The following is a 17,730-nucleotide window of genomic DNA, read 5'->3' as shown; positions in this document are numbered from 1 at the left end:
TATTCGGCAATCGTCTCCCCCACTACTCCCTCGATAGTCACTGGTAGTTTATCCGGGCCTTCCAATCCTCGAGCACATCACTAAGCGTCTGGCGTAGTTCAATTGTAGGCTTCCAGCCAAAGGTTCTGAAAGCCGCTTCGCTATCACCTGAAGCCACCGCGACTTCTGACCCACGCAGGCGCTCGGGATCAAGCTCTACTTCCACTGTAAGTTCAGACAGCTCAATCAGCGTCTCGAGGATTGACCGAATTTGTATCGGTCGACCGGAAGACAGGTTAAATGGTTTGCCAAACGCATCCTGTGGCACTTCCATAAGTACCGAATCTGCATATGCTCGTACAACGTCTCGCACATCGAGGAAATCTCGAAAGGCCGATAGATTTCCTACCTCTATGCGAGAGGGTTTGGCGCCTGACGAGATCTCGGCAAGCTGCCTGGCAAACGCAGCTGCGACATAGCTATCGGTCTGACCAGGTCCCGTGTGATTGAAGGGTCGAAAGCAGATCGATTTCAATCCTTCGTAGGCAAGTTGTCCGACCAATACATCCGCGGCAGCTTTCGTAGCGCCGTATACAGTCATCGGCCTAAGCGGCCGATCTTCGCTAACCGCGGCACCAGCCGCATCGTTGAACGAAGCGCCGTACGCTTCCGAACTACCGACGAAGATAAAGCGCGCTTCGGGGGCGTGTTCGAGCGTTGCGTACGCAAGATTCATCGTCCCGCGAAAATTCACGTCCCAAGCTCGCTGTGGCATCCTGCGAGCTTCCGCCGGGGCGGCCATCGCCGCCAGATGAATGATTGCGGACGGCCGACAGCTTTTGATCAAGTCCACAACTTGGTATCGTTCCGTTATGTCGGTCGTCCGGTCGGACTCGGTTCCGTGACCAGTTGTGATGACGGAAAACCTGCATCCATCTTCTGCCAGCCGTCGGTCAAATTCACGCCGAAGCCATGTCCCAACGAAGCCGTTGGCCCCTGTAACTAGAATTCGATCTTCCCGCGGCATGAACACTCACAACTCAATGACAGATGTATTGGCTCAGTCGTTTTAGATCGGCATCGACCATCTCGACGATCATCTCTTCGAGACTGATCTTGGGCTCCCAGCCGAACTTATCCCGCGCCTTCTGTGGATTCCCGAGCAGGACATCTACTTCCGCCGGCCGGAAGAGGTCGGGGTCAATCACGAGGTGATCGTCCATGTTGAGGCCTGCATGCTGGAATGCAATGGTGCACATATCACGAACAGTTGTCGTGCGACCAGTCGCAATCACATAATCGTCGGCAACGTCCTGCTGCAGCATCAGCCACATCGCACGCACGTAATCCTTGGAATGGCCCCAGTCGCGTTTTGCGTCAATATTTCCGAGGCGGAGTTCCTTCGCCAAGCCGAGCTTGATACGCGCGACGGCGTCCGTAACCTTGCGGGTGACAAACTCAATGCCACGAAGTGGCGACTCGTGATTGAAAAGGATGCCGCTGGATGCATGCAGTCCGTAGCTTTCGCGGTAGTTAACTGTCAGCCAATGGCCGTAGAGCTTGGCGACGGCGTAAGGCGAGCGCGGATAGAACGGCGTGGTTTCTGACTGCATGGGCTCTTGGATCAGGCCGTACATTTCGGATGAAGATGCCTGGTAGAAACGCGCGTCCGGCTTCTCAAGACGAACAGCCTCCAAGACATTGGTTACACCAAGCGCAGTAACCTGACCGGTAAGAAAAGGCTGCTGCCACGACGATTTGACGAAGGATTGGGCCGCGAGGTTGTAGATTTCCTCTGGCCTTACATCGCGCATCGTCCGGATGAGGCCGGATAGGTCCAACAGGTTCCCATCAACGATCCGAACGTCACGTTCTATGCCCAACCACTGCAGGCGGCTGAGATTGACATCGGACGTGCTTGACCGGCGCGCGAGACCGTGAACTTCGTACCCATTCTTCAGCAACAACTCTGCGAGATAGGCGCCATCCTGACCAGTTATGCCCGTAATTAACGCTTTTTTCGCCACTTCAGTCTCCGTTCCTTCGGCCGCTACGACCTGTCATTGAGCTAGACGAACGCAATGCCACCTGAAGGCGCTTGGTCGAATGCTAATTATCCTGCGCCATTTAGCTCGTCTTAGGCCCAATGACAACGACCGGAAGCCAATTCGGGAGGTTTGGTTGGTCTCAGCGGTGGAAAAGTTTCGGCAAAGCGAGCGCGCAAAACAGGAGCCCCGAGCCGTTCGGATGCTTCCGCAGTACGTATCGGAGACCGGCTTGACCAGACGATGACGTGCGCCCAAGGCCGTTGGAACGATGACCCGTAGGCGCCAAGCCGCCATGTGAGCCCCCAGTTTGACAGAGCATTCGATCTTCACGTACGCCAGTTCTTTAGGTTGCGCACAATGACGAAGTCTCTTGCGTGCGGATGATATCAGGAATGGGAATTGGACATATTTCTGTTGACGATCTCTCAGATTTTGTGGCCGCATGCGATGCATTGGGTGGGATAGCCGATCCGAAGGCCATGAACTATGTCACTGACTTTTCACTCAGCTATAGGAGCGTAGTAAACGAGCAGCTCGACCCTTTCGGCGATGAATATTTCCAACAGCAAATAGCGTTGTATAGGGAAATAGCCGGTCGCGACATCGATCAGTCATCCGGTGAAATGATGCCGTTGGACGTTCCGGCCCATGCAGCTGCGGTCAATCCCTATAATACAACAGATCTGGCCTTTATGACAAAGCACGTTAGGGCAGTGGCCACTGCGATGTTGATCGCAAAACTTACTCCCAAAGCCGATGTGCTGGATATCGGAAGCGGATGGGGTTTGAGCTCTGAGATTATCGCTTTCTGTGGCGGTTCGGTCACCAGCGTTGACATAAACCCCCTATTTGTCGATTTGGTAACGGAGCGTGCTAAGCGGCTTAACCTTCCGATCGACGCGCGGCAGGGAAACTTTGATCATTTCGAAATCGGCAAGAAGTTTGACGTCGCGTTTTTTTATGAGTGCCTGCACCATGCATTGCGTCCCTGGATCGTCATCGAGAACGCAGGCAGGCATTTGAAAGACGGGGGCAAGATTGTATTCTCTGGTGAACCCATTTACGGCTACTGGAGAAATTGGGGACTGCGTCTTGATGCCGTTTCCGTCTATTGTATCCGAAAATTCGGCTGGTTCGAGAGCGGTTGGTCTCGGGAGTTCATTGTTTCTGCCTTCACCAAGGCCGGATTTAAGCTTGAACTCGTGCCACATGTAGGGCTGGAGAATGGCCCTGTCGGGATCGCCCATCGCATAAATGAAATGGCTGAATTCGATCTGGGGGTTGCCGCACCGTCCAGCTCATTGAAGATTGCAGCTCTACGCCGCCTTTCGCGGTGGATCAGGCGGCGCTCTTAGCTTTCACTGCGTACCAGAGTATTGCCTTGCCCTGCGGCGTCAGTCGCGCGAGTATCACCGTTCCAAAAGGTGATGACTAGAACGCGTGCTCAGCGGGCTTTTCCCACCGAGATCGCGCCAATACGACAAGAGAATACCCGGCACTGTGTGGTGAGCTGTAGTTGGTCAACATCTCAGGCCTAGAATAGCATGGCGGCGCACCTGAACCGGCGGGACTTATTCCCGCCCGAACTCGTCGGAAACACGGATGATATCGTCCTCGCCGAGATAGGAGCCGGTCTGCACTTCGATCATCTCCAGCATGATGCGGCCGGGATTGTAGAGGCGGTGCAATTCGCCTTGAGGGATATAGACGGACTCGTTTTCGCGCACGAAAGTCACCTTATCGCCGACCGTCACCTCTGCAGTGCCTTTCACGCAGACCCAGTGTTCAGAACGGTGGAAATGCTTCTGCAGCGACAGTTTCTTGCCGGGCAAGACGAACAGGCGCTTCACCTGGAAACGATCGCCGTTCAATAGCGAGGTGTATCCGCCCCAAGGGCGGTAGGAAGTTGGGTGAGTTTCCGTCAGGCTCGATGTCGCGTTGGTACTAGCGAGATATTTCACAAGCTTACCAACTTCTTGCGCTTCATCGAGTCGACCAACATAGACCGCGTCCTCGCTGGCGATGACGGCTACGTCCTTCAATCCTTGAACCGCGAGATGAGAGGCCCGCGAAAGGACCAACGAATTTTCGGTATTCATGACGGTTGCATGGCCGATAACGACGTTGCCCTTCTCGTCCTTTTCACCGAGTTTCCAGACAGCATCCCAACTACCAAGATCCGACCATGCGAAGGTTGATGTGATCACGGCGGCATTGGAGGTCTTCTCCATGACCGCATAATCGATCGAAATATCGGGGCTTGCCTGAAAACTCGCCTCATCAAGACGTACGAAATCGAGATCGATCGCGGCCTGGGCAACCGCTCCCTCCGCTGCCTGGTGCACGGCCGGTGCATAGGTTGATAGCTCGTTCAGGAGCAAGTCGGCCCGGCACATGAAAATGCCGGAGTTCCAGAAAAAGTTGCCAGCGGCCAGCATCTCTGTGGCGGCGGTAATTTGCGGCTTCTCGACGAAGCGCTTAACCTTGTGCGCGCCTGTCGAAAGCGGTTCGCCCCGTTCGATATAACCGTACCCGGTTGCGGGCTCGGTCGGCTTGATGCCGAATGTGACGATCTTACCCGCCGCGGCGGTCTGGCGCGCTGATGCGATCGCCTCGTACCAATGCTCATTGGCATCGATTTCATGATCGGAAGCCAGAAGGTGAAGGATGGCATCCTCGCCGAATTTCTGCTTCAAATAGAAAGCGGCGGCAGCGATGGCGGCAGCCGTATTGCGAGCCACCGGTTCGAGGATGATGGCCGACAGATCGACGCCGACCTCGCGGGCCTGCTCGGCCACTGTGAATCGAAAATCCTGATTGGTGATGACGACAGGCGCCTCGTAGACCGTGTGGTCCGTCACACGCTCAAGTGTTTCCTGGAACAAGGTTTTTTCATCAACGACTTTGATGAACTGTTTTGGCGCGCTCGATCGCGACAATGGCCAGAGGCGGGTGCCCTTACCACCGGCCATGATGACGGGAATGATCTTCTGGGTCATAAAAATCTCCGGGTACGGACGGACCGTGCTTGTAGGGGCTCAACTGTTAATTGACAATCGGGTCACTGCGCTTTCGCCCAGTCGCGAACGAGGGAAAGGCTTTTGTCTAGCAGCGAAGAAGCAACCGTCCCATCTTCGGCCTCGACATAACAGCGCATTTCCGGCGCATTGCCGGAAGGACGAAGGTGAACGATGGAACAGTCGGCGAGCGTAACGCGCAGGCCATCGATATCGCTGACCGAGCGAACAACTCCGAGCGGCTTGAGGAAAGCTGCAAGGTTTGCAGGAGAGGCGCGCAGATGCGCCATTAACGCCGTACTAGTCTCCACGGCAAAGTTCTCGAGGCGGCCGGCCGCCGCCACCGGAAGGCGAAAATCGGCGGCGATGGCTGACAACGGTTTGCCATGCTGATTGGCGAGAAACAACGTCGCAAGAATCGGCAGAAAGCTATCACGTGTCGGAAGAGGGCCGAGTATTCCCTTGGAAAGGGCGAAGGCCGACTGAGCCAGGACGCCACCATTGGCCTCGAACCCCATTACCGCCATTTCGCCCGCCGCGACTGCCTTGTTCATACCTTCGATAACAAAGGGAGACCCGACTTTGGTGCGAATAACGCGATAGCTACCCGCGGCCTCGATGCCGGAATTGGAGGTCACCGGGGTGACTACGACCTCCGCTCCCAGGAAACGCGCGACGATGAGCCCGAGCAGGTCACCGCGCAGGGGCGTTCCCTCTTCATCGGCGACCAGCGGTCGGTCGCCATCACCATCGGAGGAAACGATAGCGTCGAGATCATGTTCCGTCGCCCAGCCACGCAAGTATTCAATCGTCTGCGCCGATACGGCTTCTGTATCGACCGGAATGAAATGGTCGGATCGTCCGAGTGCCACGACTTCCGCGCCATAGCCGGCGATGACGTCGCGCAGGCTGTCGCGGGCAACCGTGCTGTGCTGGTAGACGCCAATTTTCAGGCCGGAAAGAGCGCCAGCCGGCAGAAGCGCGCTGTTTCGCGACAAGAAAAGAGCAAAGGCATGATGCTTTTCGTTCGGTGCCTCTCCAGGTGTTAAGTCATCAATCGTGTCTCCGATCTCGGCAGCGATACGGGTGATTGCAAGCTCGTCGTTCTTGTCGATCTCGCCATCCGGGCGATAGAATTTGATGCCGTTCCGATCTGCCGGGATATGCGAACCCGTGACCATCAGTGACGCGCATTCTTTCGACATGGCATAGTGCGCCAACGCCGGAGTCGGGATTGCGCCGCAGTCGATAGGCTGCAGGCCGGCGCGGGCGAGTGCCCCGATGCAAGTGGCGACAATGTCGGGGCTTGAGGGACGATAATCGCCAGCGACAAAGATGCGGTCTCCCGCCTTTGCCAATCCGGTACGCAGCAGATGTCTTGCAAATGCGGTTGAGTACAGAGCCGATGCATGGCCCTGAAGATCAGTTACAAGGCCGCGAAGACCGCTGGTGCCGAATTTCATGAAGTTCCCTATATTCACTGGCTTACGGCCTGTGTCGGTAAGCCGTCATGCGAAAGTGTCAAGAGATTAGCGATGGATATCGATAGTTTTCAAACCAGTGGCACCAAATCAGGCTGGGTCTCGCCGTCTTCGTCAGTCAAGATAATCGATTCATTGCAAACGTTGGTGCAGAGAGTAGCGATGTGTCGCCCAGGCTTTACGGAGCCCCCTTTGATGGAAGCCAAGACCGCCTATTCCTCGTCTCGTTGCTTCAGTGGGGCCAACGCCCTTTAGAGTTCTAAGGTGTATTTGGTCTTTGCGAGCTTCGCCAAGTACTGGCCATAAGCGCTCTTGCCGAGCTCGTCAGCGAGCTTCTGTAGGTGATTCTCATCAATATACCCCATGCGGTACGCCACCTCTTCCGGGCAGGCGATCTTGAAACCCTGACGCCTTTCGAGGGTTCCAACGAAGTCGGCGGCGTCCAGCAGGCTGTCCGGCGTGCCCGTGTCGAGCCAAGCGTAACCGCGGCCCATTAGTTCAACTGTCAGTTGGCCACGCTCAAGGTATGCGCGGTTGACGTCGGTAATCTCCAATTCGCCGCGCTGCGACGGCTTCAGGTTTGCGGCAATGTCGATAACCTGCTTGTCGTAGAAATAGAGGCCGGTAACCGCCCAATTACTCTTTGGCTTGGCCGGCTTTTCCTCGATCGAAAGCGCCTTCATGCTGTCGTCAAACTCGACAACGCCGTAACGCTCCGGATCAGTGACGTGATAAGCAAAAACGCACGCGCCCGCGACCGTGGATGCACCGGAGCGAAGAATCTGCGGCAAGCCGTGCCCATAATAGATATTGTCGCCGAGAATCAGCGCCGACGGATTTTCCCCCACGAAATCGGCACCGATGATGAAGGCCTGCGCGAGCCCGTCCGGGCTCGGCTGCACCGCGTATTCGATCGAGATACCCCACTGGCTGCCGTCGCCGAGCAACCGCTTGAAGGCGTCGTTGTCGTGCGGCGTGGTGATGATCAGAATCTCCTTGATCCCCGCCATCATCAGCGTGGTCAGTGGATAGTAGATCATTGGCTTGTCGTAGACCGGCATGAGCTGTTTGGAGACGGCTTTGCTGATCGGGTAAAGGCGCGAGCCGGCGCCCCCAGCGAGAATGATACCCTTCATGCTTACTCCTTCCATTCATGAAACCCGAAAGCGCCAACCTATAACAAGCGGTCCAAGACAACCTTTGCGGACACCCTCCAATCGGGCAGCACGAATCCGTAGGCCTGTTTCAGTTTTTCATTCGAAAGCCGCGAGTTGGCCGGGCGCCTTGCCGGTGTCGGATATTCCGCCGTCGTGATTCGGCGCACGGACACGATCTTGCCGCTCTTCGCCAGCAAGGAAGCAAAGATCGCCTCGGCGAAATCCGCCCATGTCGTATCGCCGCTTCCGGTCAGGTGGAAGACACCGCGCAGTTTGGTGTCCGGATCGACAGAAAGGCGCTTCACGATGGTGATCACCGCATCGGCGATATCAAGCGCGCTGGTCGGCGTGCCGTGCTGGTCGCCGACCACGTTCAGCGAATCACGGGTCTCGGCCAAGCGCAGCATGGTAGTTAGGAAGTTGGCGCCAAAGGGCGAATAGACCCAGGCGGTGCGCAAAATGGCGTGGTTGGGGTTGGCAGAGGCGACGCCTACCTCGCCCGCGAGTTTCGAGCGACCATAGGCAGACAACGGGTCGGTTGCGTCCGTTTCGACATATACATCATGCTTGTCACCGGGAAACACATAGTCTGTCGACAGATGCACGACCGGAATGCCGAACTCGCTTGCCAGTTCCGCTATCGCCGTTGCTCCTTCGGCATTGACGGCGAAAGCCAGAGCCTCTTCGCTTTCAGCCTTGTCGACCGCCGTATACGCGGCGGCGGAAACGATTGCATCCGGCCTGATTTGCGAAAGGACGGCACGAATCGAGTTCCTGTCGACCAGGTCGAGTTCCGGACGACCAACGGCGACGATCTCGACACCGGCCGCCGGACCGCGTTCTAGAAGAGCCGAGACAACCTGGCCCTGTTTTCCCGTCACGGCAACGCGCATTGCTCAGCCTTCTTCAGAACGCCCAGACGTTCACCGGAATACACCCTCTGCCGCAGCGGTTGCCACCACCATTCATTCTCCAGATACCAGCGCACCGTCCACGCGATGCCACTGTCAAAGTTTTCTTGCGCCTCCCATCCCAGTTCGGTCTCCAGCTTGGTGGCATCGATGGCATAGCGGGCGTCGTGGCCCGGTCGGTCCGTGACGAAGGTGATAAGGTCGGCATGCGGCTTTGCCTTCGGGCGCAATTCGTCCATCAGAGCGCAGATGCGATGCACGACGTCGATATTGCGGCGCTCGTTGCGACCGCCGACATTGTATTTTTCACCGAGGCGGCCGCGCGACGCAATCAGGTCGAGCGCAAGGGCGTGATCTTCGACGTAGAGCCAGTCGCGAATGTTAACGCCCTGGCCGTAGACCGGCAGCGGCTTTCCGTCCATGGCGTTAAGGATAATCAGCGGGATCAGCTTTTCGGGAAAGTGATAAGGTCCGTAGTTGTTAGAGCAGTTCGACAGGACGACAGGCAGACCGTAGGTGCGGTACCACGCAATCGCCAGATGGTCGCTCGCCGCTTTCGAAGCAGAGTAGGGTGATGACGGATCGTACGCCGTGGCCTCCTCGAACAGGCCCTGATCGCCGAGCGATCCGTACACTTCGTCCGTCGATACATGCAGAAAGCGGAATGTCTCCTTGCGATCAGCGGGCAGCCCGTTCCAATAATGCCGTGCCGCTTCCAGCAGGCTGAACGTGCCCATGACATTGGTCTGCACGAAGTCGCCCGCACCACTGATCGAGCGATCGACATGGCTTTCGGCGGCAAGATGCATGATCCGGTCGGGCTGGAAACCGTTCATTGCCTCCGACATCTTTGCAAGATCGCAAATGTCGGCCTTCAGAAAACGGTAGTTTGAAGCGCCTTCGATCTCCTTGAGTGAAGCGAGATTGCCGGCATAGGTAAGCTTGTCGACATTGAGCACGTCCGCGCCGACGTTTTTCACGAGGTGCCTGACGAGCGCCGAACCGATAAAGCCCGCTCCGCCGGTTACGAGAATACGCATCAGTTATCTCCGCTCGTCGTCCGTCTTTGTGACGGTCAATATTTGAAAGACGGGGGCAGATCCGCCAGTTTAGGCTGTGCCCTATCCTTGTCCGACAGGACCACATTGGCGAGCGGCACGGGCCATTCGATACCGATCTCCGGATCGTCCCAAGAGACACCGCGGTCGCTGACCGCGCTATAAGGGGCCGTCACTTTGTAGGAAATGACACAGTCCGGAAGGAGTGTCGCAAAACCGTGTGCAAAGCCTGTCGGAATCCACAGTTGTTCGCCGTTCTCCATCGAAAGTTCGCAACCATACCACCGGCCATAGGTTGGCGAATCGACGCGGATGTCGACGGCTACGTCGAAAACCGTGCCGGCGATGCAGCGCACCAGCTTCCCTTGAGCGAACGGGTCAAGTTGGAAATGCAGACCACGCACGGTTCCAGCGGTCGCAGAAAGAGATTCGTTCTCCTGCACGAACGCAACGTCCGCGACATTTTCGCGGAACCAGCCGTCCTTGAACACTTCTGAAAAATATCCGCGATGATCACCCAGTCTTGTTGGAATGATCTTGGTCAAACCTGCCAGCGGCAGAATCTCAATATTCATTACGCGCCTGTCCGTCTTCAGGTTTGGCAACCCTGTCGTAGCTGATGCTACCCTCATCGCTGGTGAACAGTCACGTCATCAAAATTGGTAGTATCGCGAGCCCGCGTACGTTGGCACCCGCTCGGAAGATTTTCGAAGGGCCCGTCGCCGATCCGCGCTTAGTGCAGTCCTTCGTTCTGTCGTGCCGACATGTGCCCGCAACTGGCGGCGCATTGCGATGCGCTACGACCGCGTGCCCGCACTTTTTTCTCGGCGATCTGCATCGCAGCCGCAGTCATCTTCTGGCTTCGATCAATGAGTCCTGACCCTATTAACGATGCTCTCAAATGAATAGGCTTTAGGCTACCTGTCGTCCCCCCACTCGAGAAAATGCGGCTGGTCTTTAGAAAGTTGGAACCAGAGATGGAACGAGTTCAACTTCCTCCGACTTCGAGAGTGGAAATCCCAGAATTCTCCTCGAATTCCTCGGCTATGGTTTGAATGGCTGAGTTGCTGCTGGTCTATCCGAAAACGAAGGAACCGTGATCTGGCCTTACCGACAATGTGTCGGGGCTCTTGTTATGCTTTAGGTTCTCTCAGGTTCAAGAAGACTATCAATGGCGTTTAGGTCTTGTCGAATGCCTCATAGGCTTTGGTTGCCGATCCATCTCCTCTGATGTCTTTCGCATCAGTTCCCCTCGGGCTCCGGTAGCGAATCCTATGTTGTCCGAAGCGAACCAGAAAGAAGACCTGACTGTATCGGTTGAAGGGCGATCCAAGAGGAACCAATGGAAAGCATTCTGGTTAGCTCTCGTCGGTAAAGTATTCCAACAGGCGCGAAGCGCCTGTTAAGGGAACCAGTGAAACGAGGTGGGGGGCATGTGTCAGATGTGCGGGCATCGACCGGGGGGGTACATAAAAAACATGGGGGAGCCCCCGGTGTGAACACCGCAGTCAGTTCGAAAATGCCCATTCCCGAAATAATAATATTCTCTTTCATCACCTCCGGTGCGAACCAGACGAGCCGAAGCATCCCGAGCGAGCGCAGCGAGCGAAGGGTAATGCGAGAGGCAAGTRCTGGTGAGCATACTGGAACCATAAATAAAATAAAGATTATCAATCAAAAAAGTCTAAAAATACCACGCAATTAATGAAGTAAATCAACGTATTAATATAAATTAAGATTATAAATATAATGAGAATGGGGGTTCCAAAATAATATCATTATTATTTTCCATACTGATTTTCAAATCATCATGGATTATTTTCTATTTAATATTATCTTTATATGGGGGAGTTTTATTTATCCCTATGGTGTAATCTTCTCTGGATTACACAACATCTCTCTCTCTCTCATTCTCTCTTATAGATAAGAGAGAATAAAAGTTTAGGCCTCTCGGCGTTAGGGATAAATATCCCTACATTGTGAATGGGGGGTCTGGCAAGCCCCCCACACAAAAAAGAACCCGGCCTCGATCCCGGGAATATTTCGCGAAGTTCCGCTCGACCAGACGCCATCATCACCTTCCGTGGGAATTGGTCAAAAGTCATCGCCGTTATTCTACGAGAATAAAACAGGCCATGTTTCTTTATCCCTGGTCTAAGTTCGGGTGGGCGCTTCTGCGCTTCCATGGTCGCAACGGCACCTGCCTGACTCTGCAATGCTGCCCAACCAAACGGGCAAGGGCGGATCCAGGAGGAGGTCATGGCGAGGGGAATGCGTCTCAGGACGACGGTCGGTAGCTTCAGGGACAGAGCGGTACAGCTCGGTCGTTGGCGTGTTCAGGCTATTATCAAGATAATCGCCTTTCGATTATCCTCTCCGATTTTCATGATAATCGACGCGGTATACAGCCAATCTGTTCCCTCGTCATGCTCCGTGGCTCGTCGTAGCAGTGGCTCAGCTTGACTAGGCGTCGATCCTCAAAGCGCGCTTGCAGTTACGAACGATATACCGAACGGTTCAACAACTATTCTGCATCGCCGTCCCGTCAAGTTGGTTTTGTGTAATGGTGACGCAGCTATTATTACGAAAATCCACTTTCGATTATCTCCTGCAATTATCCAGATAATGTTGTCAGCTCGCAGGCGCCTAGCGGCCGGATGCGGGCGATTTCAATGGAACATCAATTGGCTGATGCCGATTGGGCCGTTGACGTAGTGGGAGCAAAATGTCGACAGCATTCCACAGGGCCGGCGCAGGACAGGATTGCGTTCCGGATGGCGCAGTCCATCCCGCTCTGTTTTGGCGTCCTAGGAGACGCTACGGCGGTCCGCCCGCTACGGGAGCCGAAAGAGTTGGCATCCAAGCGCAAAATATTGGCATCGCCCTGCTTGCTTCGTCGTCGGCGTTTGCACAATGGATTTACCAAGAGGGTAAAACGATCGGTCGTGTAGCCAGGGGCAATGATCGCGCAGCTATTATCGCGAAAATCCATTGTCATTATCTCCGGCAATTATCGAGATAATAAGTGGCTTTATTGAGAACCTGCGCCCGATGGTCTCGGATGTGTTATACGGAAATGCACCCGAACAATGGTTCGGGCAATTCGCCAACTTGGGGGATTGAGTCAGGCCTGGATCCGTCAGCATGTTTTTTGAGGAATGGATCGCGCAGCTATTATCTCGAAAATCCATTTTTGATGTTCTCCCATAATCATCGAGAATTTCACGGGTAGGACGTTACGCGGAACTTGCATCCATAATCTCGGAAGAGCGGCACGGCCAAGCACCCCGAACAAAAGTCCGAGCGATTATTGTAAAAATCCGTTTTCGATTAATATCTCGGATTATCTAGATAATGGCTATCCAGCTCAAGGGATTGCGTCGAGCGGCCGTCTCGACACCGATAGCCGGCCACGGCCGTGCCGGAAGGCTAAAATCGTGTACTCGTTTGATATGCAACTTGAGTCACGGCCTTGGTCGCGGCTCCACGCGCCCCATACGTCCCAATGAAATCACCCATCTCGTCCGCGGACGGGCTTTCCACCTCATAAAGGTCCCATCGCTTATCATTTGTTGGCGTGAGGCGGTATGTTCGCCCGTTGCTGCGGCAATACCAATTCGGAGTTTTGCCAAGCTGGGTCCATTTGCAGTCGGCTCCCGAGAGCAGCCTCTGCTCCGCAGCTATCCTTTCTTGCATCCTCAACGATTTCCGCCGCGCCTGGCGCTCAAGTTGGAGCCGCTCGCGCTCCTGCTCGACATGCTCTGAAAGCAGTCGGATGATCGCCGGCAGTTCGGTTCCTTCCGCTTTCTCCCTGGCGAACACCGAAAGACATCCATCCTTCAGGTCATCATCGGGGTAGAGGGTGTATGGTTCTTCTTCAAAGGCCCTGAGCCGCTGTGCAACATCCGTCATCGTCAGGGAGGGGCCCGGCATTCGATTAAGGTATCCTCGCAAATCCTCAACAGGAATCCAGCATCCGACAGCTGACCTGAGAAGCGCTTCTCTCTCACCTTCCCATTTTTGCCAGATGCCGTTCTCCCGATCTAAACGTTTGACGATAGCCTCCGCCACCTTCAACAAGGAGGTCGGATCACGAAGATGACGGAGGGATGGGCTTTGCATGTAGTCGTCCAGTATATGTTTCACAGTCCGCGCGCGATCGTCTTCCATCACCCACTCGATGTCCCAATTTAAACTGACAGTATGCAGAGTAATAGAACAGCTCGCGAGCTACAAAACGACGATGACAACAAATCCGCATGCCGCCAAAGAATGTTGGAATCACCGACATTGTCACTCGCTCGCGCGAGACAACACGGTGACCACCAACGGCGATGGCCACGCTCTGCGAGATGTGCGGATAGCAAAAAGGGCCGATCACCGAATGCTCAACAGAGCCCCGGAAACGAATGTAATGCGCCAATAATCGCCGCTGAGATTGAGATAATATTATGGGAATAATGAAGATAGCATTATTTTAAAAATGCTCTTTGCGGGGCGCGATGGGAGGTCGTGGTTGATTGTCGACAATATTATCTCGGAGAATTAATGTGAAATTTTCAATAATGAAATTCGTCTGATAAGATAATATCGGTTGGAAAACGGAGATAATGTTATCTGCATAAATGCTCGTTGGGAGGATATAAATCCCCTCGAAAATGCCAACAATATTATCTCGGAAATGCGCCCAGGGGAGCATGAGATAATGGCTTTAAAAACCGGGAAACGGTTTTCAAGAAAAACAAGTCAAGGCATTCGCCAGCGATGACGATTCAGTAGATTGGGCGGACTGTGCACGTACCGCTTACGTCGACAAGCGAACTGAGCGCTAGTAACGCGGTAGGCTGGTGTCAAGGAGGCGACACAGTCGGAAAGCTGCATCACACCGCTCCGAGCTCCTACAACAGTGGTTGGGCGGAGTCTCATTCAGTTCATTGGTAATTTCCGCTCAGCCCCGGTGCCCCACACGCTTGCCTCACGCAAACCGCATGCAAATGCGAATGTGACCGTACGCCTCGCTCGAGTTCAGGACTCCGGCTTCACCAGTTTCAGTATCGGGCGACCTTGTCGCCTCCGCTTTCGCTGTGCGGCACGAGATAGTGGGTTCTCTACCGGCGCTATTTTCCGCGGCGATCGCACCTTCGGTTTCGGAGTGGGTGGCGCGTTACTCGATCGTAACCGCCCGATTGCTACCGCGTAGATTTGGCTTTGATGCGAGCGACGAGCAGCTCGTTGTCAACAAAGCTGTCTAGGAAGTCGTTCCATTCTTGGGTAACCGCCCGATTGCTACCGCGTAGATTTGGCTTTGATGCGAGCGACGAGCAGCTCGTTGTCAACAAAGCTGTCTAGGAAGTCGTTCCATTCTTGGGGTGAGCGGCGGGCGTCTTTGAGCATCTGCTCCAACTCGTCCATGCCGTCGTCTGTCAGTGCGGTGATGGATTCATCGTCTCCGGTATAGACGGAGATGATGCTGCCGTAGCTCAGATTATCATCGTTGGAGACGATTGCCTGAAGAAGCTCCGGGTCCTCTTTGAGAATTTCGGCAACAAATTTGATCGTACGGACGTAGGTAACTGTTGCCATCAGATTGCCTCGGCAGAGATTGTGACGAGCGGCGACCAGTTCCACGGCAGCAGCTCGTCTAACCGATTGATCTTGTGATCGTGGATGCGATTAAGCACGTCAGCCAAGTATGCCTGTGGATCAAGACCATTCATCTTGGCCGTCTCGATGATCGTCATGGCCCGCGCCAAAGTCTCCGCTCCGGTGTCGGCTCCCGCGAATAGCCAGTTGCGTCTTCCAACACCTATCGGACGCAGAGCCCGCTCGGCAGCATTGTTGTCGATCGCGACACGACCGTCTTCCATGAACAGGCAGAGCGAAGACCATCGGCTCAACCCGTAGCGGAACGCTACCGCCAGATCGCCTTTGCCCGGAATGCGCGTCAGTTGAGCTTCAGCCCAGTGGCGTAATGCTTCAGCCTTAGGCTTGCTCTGCATCTGACGCGCGGCAAGCCGGATCTCAGGAGGTTGGCCGTTGATGCCTCGCTCGATATCGTAAAGCGCTCCGATACGATCGAGCGCCTCTCGCGCGATCTCGGACTTGTTCGATGTCCAGATATCGTGGAAGTCGCGTCGCCAGTGGGCCCAGCAGGCCGCCTCTTTGAAGCGAGGACGCCCATCCGCTCCAGGCGAGTACAGCTTGCCATATCCTTTGTAGCCATCAGCCTGAAGGATGCCGCTTGATTGCCTGAGGTGGCGGTGGACGTGCTCTTCTTTCCAGTCGGGAGCAAAATAATAGACTGCACCGGGCGGAGAACTGCCAGCCCAGGGACGTTGATCGCGAACATACGTCCAGAGCCTGCCCTTCTTCACGCCTTTGCCCAAGCCCTTGTCTCGCAGCGAGCGATCCAGCACCCGGATTGGCGTGTCGTCAGCATGAAGGAGATCACTCGCCATGATCGCCATTTCGATCCGTTCGATGAGAGGCTGCAGCACCTGCATGGCACGACCACACCAATCAACCATCGTGCTGTCGGGAATGTCGGCACCCATGCGGGCGAAGATCTCGTTCAGACGGTAGAGTGGCAAATGGTCATCGAACTTCGACACCAGAATGTACGCCAAGAGGCCAGCGCCCGCCATGCTGCCAGGGATCGGGCGGCTGGGCGCAGGCACCTGCACCATCTTCTCGCAGCAACGGCAGGACTTCTTCAATCGGGCGACCTCGATCACCTTCATCTGCGCTGCAATCATGTCGAGGATTTCGCTTGTGTCCTCCCCGACAAGACGCAATTCACCTCCGCATTCCGGGCAGCAGGAGCCAGGATCAAGCTCCCGGCGTTCGCGAACTGCCTTGTCCGAGACGCGTGGGCGCCGGCGCATGATCTTCTCAGCCGTATCCGCCAAGGCAACAATAGACGCTTCCTCATCAGGCTCATCTATTGGGGCCGTATTGCTCTCAGCGGCGGCGATCAACAGATCCTCAAGCGCCAGTTCCAACTGCTCGATTTCACGCTCGATCTTTTCGGACGACTTGCCGAAGACCTGCTTCTTCAGCTTGGCGATGCGCAGCCGCAGTGTTTGGATTAACTGGTCGTGCGCTTGCAACGTCGCCGACATCTTCGCGTTTTCCGCCTGCAACGCGATTATTATTGCCTTGAGAAAGGCTGGATCATCAGGAAGATTTGTCGTTGCGATTGACATGATCCTGACTACCACAAGTCAGGAGAAATTGCCATAAAAACGAGTGGTTTCAGAGGGATAAATCACCCGACACGGGCCGGTGGCGCGCCCCAATCAGGACGACGCCAATCGATCCCTTCCCACAACATCGCCAGTTGAGCCGACGTCAGTCGCGCTGTACCGTCGGACGCTGAAGGCCACGGGAACCGACCTTTCTGCAAAATCTTGTAATACAGGCAGAAGCCTTGGCCATCAAAATACAGTAGCTTCAAACGGTCGCCACGCTTGCCGCGAAAGGCAAATACCGCGCCGCCCGTCGGCTTCTGGCGCAAGACGTCCTGCGCAAGCGCAGCCAGGCCTTCAATTCCTTTGCGCATGTCCGTGATCCCGCACGCAAGATAGACCCGAACGCCGGTCCCAGGCCCGATCATGCTGCTTCCACCGCCCGGATGATCTGCGTCAGGGCAGCCGTATCGACCGAACTGCCGAAGCGAAGGTTGCGGCCGCAGGTCAATCGCAGTTCGACCATCCCGGAACACCTTTCCCGGTCATCAGCAACATCCATCTGCACCGCTTTCACATCGACGGGGATGAACAATGCATTCGACGACGCCGAGAGAAGCCCCTTCTTCTTCAGCTCGCTACGCCAAGCGTAAATCTGCTGCCGCGTAATATCGTGCCGATGGGCAACCTCTGTGATGGTCGCTCCAACATCCCCAACCGACATGACAATCGCGAGCTTCTCATCGTCGCGCCATCGGCGCCGCCGCTCTTGCCCAAGAATTTCAACGCGCATCGCGATCCCCCCATAAGACACGTCGCTAACGACGTCGTTAAACACGTGTCTTAGGCCATTAAGGCATTATGCGGCAGGCGGTGCCAATCGGGCGGTTAC

Annotated in this window: 14 protein-coding genes; 1 reads left to right on the top strand and 13 read right to left on the bottom strand. The window is 55.3% G+C overall.

The annotated features are described in order from the left end of the window. Window positions 1–37: 37 nt before the first annotated feature. Window positions 38–1,006: a GDP-mannose 4,6-dehydratase gene (locus ASC90_RS00075; protein ID WP_056534010.1), complete on the bottom strand. Its 969-nt coding sequence runs from the start codon at window positions 1,004–1,006 to the stop codon at window positions 38–40. Window positions 1,007–1,019: 13 nt separating this feature from the next. Continuing rightward, window positions 1,020–2,006: a GDP-mannose 4,6-dehydratase gene (gmd, locus tag ASC90_RS00070; protein WP_056534007.1), complete on the bottom strand. Its 987-nt coding sequence runs from the start codon at window positions 2,004–2,006 to the stop codon at window positions 1,020–1,022. Window positions 2,007–2,419: 413 nt separating this feature from the next. Between gmd and ASC90_RS00065 the strand changes: the two genes are divergently transcribed. Beyond that, window positions 2,420–3,382 (top strand): class I SAM-dependent methyltransferase, encoded by a 963-nt coding sequence (locus tag ASC90_RS00065; RefSeq protein WP_056534004.1) that lies wholly within the window; start codon window positions 2,420–2,422, stop codon window positions 3,380–3,382. A gap of 216 nt (window positions 3,383–3,598) precedes the next feature. Here the strand turns inward: ASC90_RS00065 and ASC90_RS00060 are convergent, their stop codons facing one another. The 11 genes from ASC90_RS00060 to ASC90_RS00005 form a co-directional block, all read right to left on the bottom strand. Beyond that, window positions 3,599–5,026, bottom strand: a complete 1,428-nt coding sequence (locus tag ASC90_RS00060) for a mannose-1-phosphate guanylyltransferase/mannose-6-phosphate isomerase (RefSeq protein ID WP_056534001.1) — start codon at window positions 5,024–5,026, stop codon at window positions 3,599–3,601. A 62-nt stretch (window positions 5,027–5,088) separates the two neighbouring features. Beyond that, window positions 5,089–6,507, bottom strand: a complete 1,419-nt coding sequence (locus ASC90_RS00055; protein ID WP_056533999.1) for a phosphomannomutase — start codon at window positions 6,505–6,507, stop codon at window positions 5,089–5,091. A gap of 269 nt (window positions 6,508–6,776) precedes the next feature. After that, on the bottom strand, window positions 6,777–7,661 hold the full coding sequence (rfbA, locus tag ASC90_RS00050) for a glucose-1-phosphate thymidylyltransferase RfbA (protein ID WP_056533997.1): 885 nt from the start codon (window positions 7,659–7,661) through the stop codon (window positions 6,777–6,779). A 38-nt stretch (window positions 7,662–7,699) separates the two neighbouring features. After that, window positions 7,700–8,575 carry a dTDP-4-dehydrorhamnose reductase gene (gene rfbD, locus ASC90_RS00045; RefSeq protein WP_056533994.1) on the bottom strand — a complete coding sequence of 292 codons (876 nt, stop codon included), beginning with the start codon at window positions 8,573–8,575 and terminating at the stop codon, window positions 7,700–7,702. Further along, window positions 8,560–9,633 carry a dTDP-glucose 4,6-dehydratase gene (gene rfbB, locus ASC90_RS00040; RefSeq protein ID WP_056533991.1) on the bottom strand — a complete coding sequence of 358 codons (1,074 nt, stop codon included), beginning with the start codon at window positions 9,631–9,633 and terminating at the stop codon, window positions 8,560–8,562. The genes rfbD and rfbB overlap by 16 nt, the downstream gene beginning before the upstream one ends. Before the next feature lie 35 nt (window positions 9,634–9,668). After that, entirely contained in the window at window positions 9,669–10,226 is a 558-nt protein-coding gene (rfbC, locus tag ASC90_RS00035) for a dTDP-4-dehydrorhamnose 3,5-epimerase (RefSeq protein ID WP_056533984.1), read from the bottom strand. A 2,854-nt stretch (window positions 10,227–13,080) separates the two neighbouring features. Beyond that, entirely contained in the window at window positions 13,081–13,821 is a 741-nt protein-coding gene (locus ASC90_RS00030; RefSeq protein ID WP_244480265.1) for a hypothetical protein, read from the bottom strand. Window positions 13,822–14,937: 1,116 nt separating this feature from the next. Then, complete coding sequence (locus ASC90_RS00020; RefSeq protein ID WP_056533978.1) at window positions 14,938–15,234, bottom strand: hypothetical protein; 297 nt, start codon at window positions 15,232–15,234, stop codon at window positions 14,938–14,940. After that, window positions 15,234–16,856 (bottom strand): IS66 family transposase, encoded by a 1,623-nt coding sequence (locus tag ASC90_RS00015; protein ID WP_056533976.1) that lies wholly within the window; start codon window positions 16,854–16,856, stop codon window positions 15,234–15,236. The genes ASC90_RS00020 and ASC90_RS00015 overlap by 1 nt, the downstream gene beginning before the upstream one ends. 62 nt (window positions 16,857–16,918) lie before the next feature. Then, window positions 16,919–17,266: an IS66 family insertion sequence element accessory protein TnpB gene (gene tnpB / locus ASC90_RS00010; protein WP_056533973.1), complete on the bottom strand. Its 348-nt coding sequence runs from the start codon at window positions 17,264–17,266 to the stop codon at window positions 16,919–16,921. Then, on the bottom strand, window positions 17,263–17,631 hold the full coding sequence (locus ASC90_RS00005) for a transposase (protein ID WP_056533970.1): 369 nt from the start codon (window positions 17,629–17,631) through the stop codon (window positions 17,263–17,265). Before ASC90_RS00005 ends, tnpB begins: the two co-directional genes overlap by 4 nt. Window positions 17,632–17,730: the final 99 nt, after the last annotated feature.

It is taken from the genome of Rhizobium sp. Root1220, from assembly GCF_001426265.1.
Lineage (GTDB): Bacteria > Pseudomonadota > Alphaproteobacteria > Rhizobiales > Rhizobiaceae > Rhizobium.
The sequence above is the reverse complement of the archived record's forward strand: the minus strand, read 5'-3'. Positions and strand labels throughout refer to the sequence as shown.

What these genes read in the sequence shown, in the direction of transcription:
- ASC90_RS00075 (WP_056534010.1), bottom strand. Translation starts at nt 1,006, where the DNA reads ATGCCGCGGGAAGATCGAATTCTAGTTACAGGGGCCAACGGCTTCGTT.
- ASC90_RS00065 (WP_056534004.1), top strand. Translation starts at nt 2,420, where the DNA reads ATGGGAATTGGACATATTTCTGTTGACGATCTCTCAGATTTTGTGGCC.
- ASC90_RS00060 (WP_056534001.1), bottom strand. Translation starts at nt 5,026, where the DNA reads ATGACCCAGAAGATCATTCCCGTCATCATGGCCGGTGGTAAGGGCACC.
- ASC90_RS00055 (WP_056533999.1), bottom strand. Translation starts at nt 6,507, where the DNA reads ATGAAATTCGGCACCAGCGGTCTTCGCGGCCTTGTAACTGATCTTCAG.
- rfbA (WP_056533997.1), bottom strand. Translation starts at nt 7,661, where the DNA reads ATGAAGGGTATCATTCTCGCTGGGGGCGCCGGCTCGCGCCTTTACCCG.
- rfbD (WP_056533994.1), bottom strand. Translation starts at nt 8,575, where the DNA reads ATGCGCGTTGCCGTGACGGGAAAACAGGGCCAGGTTGTCTCGGCTCTT.
- rfbB (WP_056533991.1), bottom strand. Translation starts at nt 9,633, where the DNA reads ATGCGTATTCTCGTAACCGGCGGAGCGGGCTTTATCGGTTCGGCGCTC.
- rfbC (WP_056533984.1), bottom strand. Translation starts at nt 10,226, where the DNA reads ATGAATATTGAGATTCTGCCGCTGGCAGGTTTGACCAAGATCATTCCA.
- ASC90_RS00030 (WP_244480265.1), bottom strand. Translation starts at nt 13,821, where the DNA reads ATGGAAGACGATCGCGCGCGGACTGTGAAACATATACTGGACGACTAC.
- ASC90_RS00020 (WP_056533978.1), bottom strand. Translation starts at nt 15,234, where the DNA reads ATGGCAACAGTTACCTACGTCCGTACGATCAAATTTGTTGCCGAAATT.
- ASC90_RS00015 (WP_056533976.1), bottom strand. Translation starts at nt 16,856, where the DNA reads ATGTCAATCGCAACGACAAATCTTCCTGATGATCCAGCCTTTCTCAAG.
- tnpB (WP_056533973.1), bottom strand. Translation starts at nt 17,266, where the DNA reads ATGATCGGGCCTGGGACCGGCGTTCGGGTCTATCTTGCGTGCGGGATC.
- ASC90_RS00005 (WP_056533970.1), bottom strand. Translation starts at nt 17,631, where the DNA reads ATGCGCGTTGAAATTCTTGGGCAAGAGCGGCGGCGCCGATGGCGCGAC.